This window comes from Candidatus Aquicultor sp. (genome assembly GCA_036504445.1).
Classification (GTDB): Bacteria; Actinomycetota; Aquicultoria; order Aquicultorales; family Aquicultoraceae; genus DASXVE01.
This window is the reverse complement of sequence record DASXVE010000002.1, coordinates 1-5,147: the sequence shown is the minus strand read 5'-3', so window position 1 is coordinate 5,147 and position 5,147 is coordinate 1. Positions and strand designations below refer to the sequence as shown.

Sequence of the window (5,147 nt, the reverse complement as noted above, 5' to 3'; positions counted from 1 at the left end):
AAGTTCGCAGCTTTAGCCATGGTGTCGCCGTTAGTCTCCAGAACAATATCGCCTCCGTCCCAGGTAAAGCCGGTAATGTTCCCGTCTACGTCTTTACTGGTCCGCAAACCATCCCCGTTATACGAATAGCTGGTAATTCTCCCGTCGGGGCCAGTAGTTTCTCTTAGCTGATTGAAGGCGTCAAACCGGAAGTTTGAGTTCTTCTCAGCCACGATAGCGCCACCCCGGTAGATAGATTCATCTTTACTGATCTGGTTTGCCTAATTCTGGAGTAATTACTCCGAATATCTCAGTATCGTAACCAAAAGCCTTTAATTGAGACTCAAGAATATCTAAGCAATCGTAATACGCAATATTGGAGCCTAATCTAAACACCTTGTCCTGTTCGGATTCACCTTTTTCCTCGAACAATGTCTCATTGTATTTTTCTTGATATAGGGTAATTAAATCTTTTATAAAATTAATCATTTGCTCACTCATCTTCATTACCTTTCTCTTAGTATGCCTTCAAGTATCTGTTTTTCCTCTCTCTGTCTTTTGATATCGCCTGGCCATATCTTATTCATTAATGCTTGCTGTCTTCTTGGGTCAAGCCTATTCCAGTTAGGGATATATTTCTCAGGATTTGCTATTTTGCCTTTATGTTCCTCGATCTGCTTATTAATGGATTTAATGCCTTTTTGAATTTCCTTAGTTTGCTTGTTAACATATTGTTTATAGAAACCACTATGTTTCCCACCCTCTTTGGCAATTTCAAAGACACTCTTAACTGTTTCTTTCTTGAGAACGGACTTACCCCGTTAGCGTTGACACATTAGCTTGAACAATCGACTCCTCTGAGGTCTCATCAAATAGTTTCTCATACTCGTCCGGACTTAGGTAGCCAATCCCCGAATGCCTCCGCAATGGATTGTAGAAACATTCGATATAGCGAAAGACAGCAAGGCGTGCCTTATCCTTGGTTTTCCATGATTGCCGATGGATTAGCTCGGCCTTAATCGTCGACATAAAACTCTCGGCTGCCGCATTGTCATAGGCGTCCCCGCGACTGCCCATGGATGCCATAATGCCTGAGTCTTTAAGCGTCTTGCCGAACGCAAGGGCAGCATACTGGCTGCCGCGATCCGAATGATGGATGAGTCCCGGTTTGGGCCGCCTTCTCGTTACCGCCATACCCAGTGCATCGATTACGAGTTCTGCTTTCAAGTCATCTCGCATCGACCAACCGCAGACTTTTCGGCTATAGGCATCGTTAACTACTGAGAGAAACAGCCACCCTTGCCAGGTCGGTATATATGTTATATCCGCAATCCAGAGCTCATTTGGTTTTGTGGCGGTAAAGTCGCGATTGACGAGATCCGGTGCGATCGGTGTTGCCTCTTTTGGTTTTGTGATCCTTCGCCTGCCGCGCTTGGATACGCCCTCGATGCCGAGTTCCTTCATTAATCTAGCTACGCGCTTCCTGCCAACACATATGTCGTTCGCCTTAAGTTCGGCGTGGATGCGAGGCGCCCCGTAGATGCCGAATGAATCTTTGTGGATCCGTTCTATTTTTGTTTTCAATAGTTCGTCTTGCAGCTTTCGCTCTGACGGTGCCCGGAACTTCCAGGCGTAGTAGCCTGCGGCCGTCACACCGAGGACGCGGGCTAAGCGGGAGATGCTATGGTGTGCGCTCTCTTCGTCGATCAATTTGAATCTTTGATCTGGCACGCTAATAGTGGACACCTCCCAAAGAGTTGTTTTTAATGAGCATGGAGGTATCAATATGAGCAAGCCAAAAAGGAAATATACGCAAGAATTTAAGGAAGAAGCGGTAAAGCTTGTTACCGAGCAGGGCTATAAGATAAGCGAGGCCGCCAGAAACTTAGGGATACGAGAGAACATGCTGGGGCGCTGGAAGAGAGAGTTCGAATCCGGCAAATACACACCGGCGGCACACGCAGATGAGAAAGCCGAAATCAAGCGGCTGCAAGAAGAAAATCGCCGCTTAAAGATGGAGCGCGAGATACTAAAAAAGGCGGCGGCCTTCTTCGCCAACGAACCCAAGTAAGGTATCGGTTCATTTCGGTGGAGAAGGCCAACTATCCGATAACAGCACTCTGCAACGTGATGCAGGTACACAGAAGCGGCTACTATGCGTGGGAAAAACGAGCGGATAACGTAAAGTACAGCGATGAGCTGATCGAGCTCGTGCGAAGGGTCCATAGGGGTTCCGGCGAAACTTACGGCACCCGCAGGATCGCACGGGCACTTAAAAACAAAGGTATCCCCTGCGGCCGGACAAAAGCACGGACACTGATGCGTCTGGCAGCAGTTGCGGTAAAGAAGCGCCGTAAGTTTAAGGTAACAACGGAGAGCAACCATAGCCTGCCGGTTGCACCCAACCTGCTTGCGCAGGACTTTACTGTTGCCGCTCCCAACAGAGCGTGGGTTTCAGACATCACCTATATCTGGACGCATGAGGGCTGGAGTTATTTGGCCATTGTAATGGACCTTTACTCACGGCAGATCGTGGGCTGGTCGATGGAGAGGCGTATTACCAAAGAGCTTGTCATAAACGCGTTTAACATGGCCTATTGGCAACGCAGGCCGCAGAAGGGATTGATATTTCACTCCGACCGGGGCAGCCAGTACGCAAGCCTTGAGTTTCGGAAACTATTGGCAAGCGGCGGCGCTGTTCAAAGCATGAGCGGAATCGGCAATTGCTTTGATAATGCTGTCGCGGAGAGCTTCTTTGGCAGCTTAAAGGTAGAGCGAGTTCATTTCGCCAACTATATAACCAGGGAGGAGGCAAAACAGGACATCATCGATTACATCGAGATGTTTTACAACAGCCAGCGGTTTCATTCGTATCTGGGCTATATGAGCCCTAGGCAGTTCGAGCAGTCATGGATGCTAAGCAAAGCATCCTAAGTAAAGTGTCCATTTTTACTTGACCAGATCATAGAGTTAGTTGTAAAAGTTAAGAGCTTACCTGACAGTTCGGCCCCTTTGAGACTACGCATTTAGTTCTAGCTTACCAATGCCACCTCCTTCTTTTCAGGCTCAGTTGGGATAAGATCCTTACCGGCGGTAAATGATTCATAGGGGCGCCGTCCCATGTTGCGATAACCCCGGTGAGGCCGCTCATGGTTGTAGTGAGTCAGCCACTCGTCAAGATCGACTTGCAGCTCTTCAACCGATGCGTAGAATTTCTTCCTAAATGCCTCTCTGAAGAACTCATCGAGTACCGTGCGGTTGAACCGCTCGACGAAGCCGTTCGTTTTCGGTGTTGCTACTTTACAGTAGCGGTGCTCGATATCATTGAGGGCCAGGAAAAGCTCATAGTGGTGGGAATCGAGTTTGCCCTTAAACTCGGTGCCGTTGTCGGTGAGGATATTTAAGACCGGCACGCCCTCTGCCCCGTAGAACGGCAGCACGCGATCATAGAGGATATCTGCTGCGGTAACAGGGAGCTTTGAGGTATAGAGTTTACCAAAAGCAAGGGAACAAAACGTATCGACGACAGCTTGCAGGTAGATGCGCCCAACACCTTTGATTCTGCCGACATAGAAGGTATCCTGGGAAAGCAGGTACCCCGGATGAGCCGACTCGACGTGGCGCTCTTTGAGGGCCGGATTGTGCTTCTCCAAGAGCTTAATCTGCGTTTCCGTTAATGTGAATTCTTCTGTCGCCGTTTTCTCTTCCAGTGCCAGAAGACGTTTGTACTTAGTCTCAAGGTTATGTCGTACCCAGATGTTTCTCACCGTTGCCGCACAGACCTGGGTACCGATCAAGGCAAGCTCATCAGAGATACGCTGCTGGCCGAATGCGGGGTGCTCGATTGAGAGGCTGATGACTTTTTCTTCGATCTCCGGTGGCGTCTTGGTCGGCATCGACTTTGGGATGGGATCCTTATCAATTAAACCCTCAAAGCCGTAGGTCTGAAAGCTTCGCTTGATCTCGTAGAACTGCTGACGGGAATACCCCGTCATGCGGCACGCTTCGCTCACGTTTTTAAGCTGTTCGGCCAACTGTAGCATTGTGAGTTTGCTCTGTGCTACTTTTTCCTTAGCGGTCATGTGTGTTCTCCTTTAAGACTGATGGTTCTTCGACAAAACAATCATATCTCAAAGGGGCGCCTGACCGCTTTTTCTTACGTGGCAGGTGTCAGGTGAGAGGTTAACTTATACAAGTTAGTCAACATAGGAAACAACGTCCCGTTTTCCATGGGGAATACCCGAGTGTATTAAAACCTTCACTCTTTTCCTCTCGCTTTTATGCCAAGAGCACATTAGGAGTATTCCCAAACAATATTTAATCCTTTTGCTTCAAGTTCTTTCGTTATATTCTCCTTTATCCGCTGTTTGTCTTCGGAGGAAAGGACCTCATTTTCATAAGGAGGTTGCCAGCACCGAAGGCTTTCTAAATAAATAACTAAATCTGTAGGTCCAGCCATCATTTCTGCCTCTAATATAGCTTTTCTTTCCCCTTCCTCATAAATAACGGCTGACCGACCGCGCAGTCTAACCTTGTATTCTTTTTTGCTAAATGACATCGAATCAATCAACCACATGATAATTGATAGTATTACCCTGCTTACTAAGTATAGGGTATTCTGTATTTGTCCAGACACTATCTAACCGAACCCCCTTACTTGAATGGAAAACATCCACCGCCCCTGTTGCACCGTTTGCAAACCTTCGAGATGCCGCGTCCCATAATGGTTTCACATACTTAAAATTACCAGGTGTAGTTATTTTATCCAAAGTTCTTCCAGTCAATGTCATCTCCAATGTTTTTGCACCGTTAGCTTTAGCGAATGTTTCTGCTGCCTCTCTTGAGCCAGCCCCCGACCAAAACACTCTTGAAGCACTCCCTGCCTTAGCAGCTTCACCAGCCCCCTCAGCGGCTTTCCCCAACTTACCAACCTTAGCAACTTTTCCTAGTTTATCTACACCCTTAGTCCCAACTACCCCTAGTATAACTTCCCCGGCTACTCTACCGACAATTTTACCCTTTGTTGCGGCATTGCCGGTAGCATAATCTTTTCTTGCTTTGTTAACCGCCGATTTTAAGGCCTTGGCAGTCCCTTTATAATTCGCAACCGCCGACCCTATTGCCTTTGCGGTCTGAATTGGGTGCCTGACCGTTGTAACAATGCCGCC

General features: G+C 47.8%; 7 protein-coding genes. 1 reads left to right on the top strand and 6 read right to left on the bottom strand.

Translation table 11 applies throughout. The features are described 5' to 3' along the window. The 3 genes from VGK02_00055 to VGK02_00045 form a co-directional block, all read right to left on the bottom strand. Window positions 1-212: RHS repeat domain-containing protein (locus VGK02_00055; GenBank protein HEY3373447.1), on the bottom strand; the 212-nt coding region annotated here is incomplete at its 3' end. Between the two features lie 31 nt (window positions 213-243). Next, entirely contained in the window at window positions 244-486 is a 243-nt protein-coding gene (locus tag VGK02_00050) for a hypothetical protein (protein ID HEY3373446.1), read from the bottom strand. Between the two features lie 306 nt (window positions 487-792). Further along, window positions 793-1,710 (bottom strand): IS3 family transposase, encoded by a 918-nt coding sequence (locus VGK02_00045; GenBank protein ID HEY3373445.1) that lies wholly within the window; start codon window positions 1,708-1,710, stop codon window positions 793-795. Between the two features lie 55 nt (window positions 1,711-1,765). Between VGK02_00045 and VGK02_00040 the strand changes: the two genes are divergently transcribed. Next, window positions 1,766-2,913, top strand: a protein-coding gene (locus tag VGK02_00040; GenBank protein HEY3373444.1) for an IS3 family transposase whose coding sequence is annotated in 2 segments (ribosomal slippage) — window positions 1,766-2,009 and window positions 2,009-2,913 — 1,149 coding nt in all. Because the reading frame shifts where the segments join, the coding sequence is not laid out codon by codon here. 98 nt (window positions 2,914-3,011) lie between these two features. Here VGK02_00040 and VGK02_00035 read toward each other — a convergent pair. The 3 genes from VGK02_00035 to VGK02_00025 all read right to left on the bottom strand — a co-directional run. After that, a complete protein-coding gene (locus tag VGK02_00035) occupies window positions 3,012-4,061 on the bottom strand; it encodes an IS481 family transposase (protein HEY3373443.1) in 1,050 nt (349 codons plus the stop codon). 212 nt (window positions 4,062-4,273) lie between these two features. Next, window positions 4,274-4,537 (bottom strand): Imm74 family immunity protein, encoded by a 264-nt coding sequence (locus VGK02_00030; protein HEY3373442.1) that lies wholly within the window; start codon window positions 4,535-4,537, stop codon window positions 4,274-4,276. 4 nt (window positions 4,538-4,541) lie between these two features. Beyond that, the coding region (locus VGK02_00025) for a hypothetical protein (protein HEY3373441.1) at window positions 4,542-5,147 on the bottom strand (606 nt) is incomplete at its 5' end.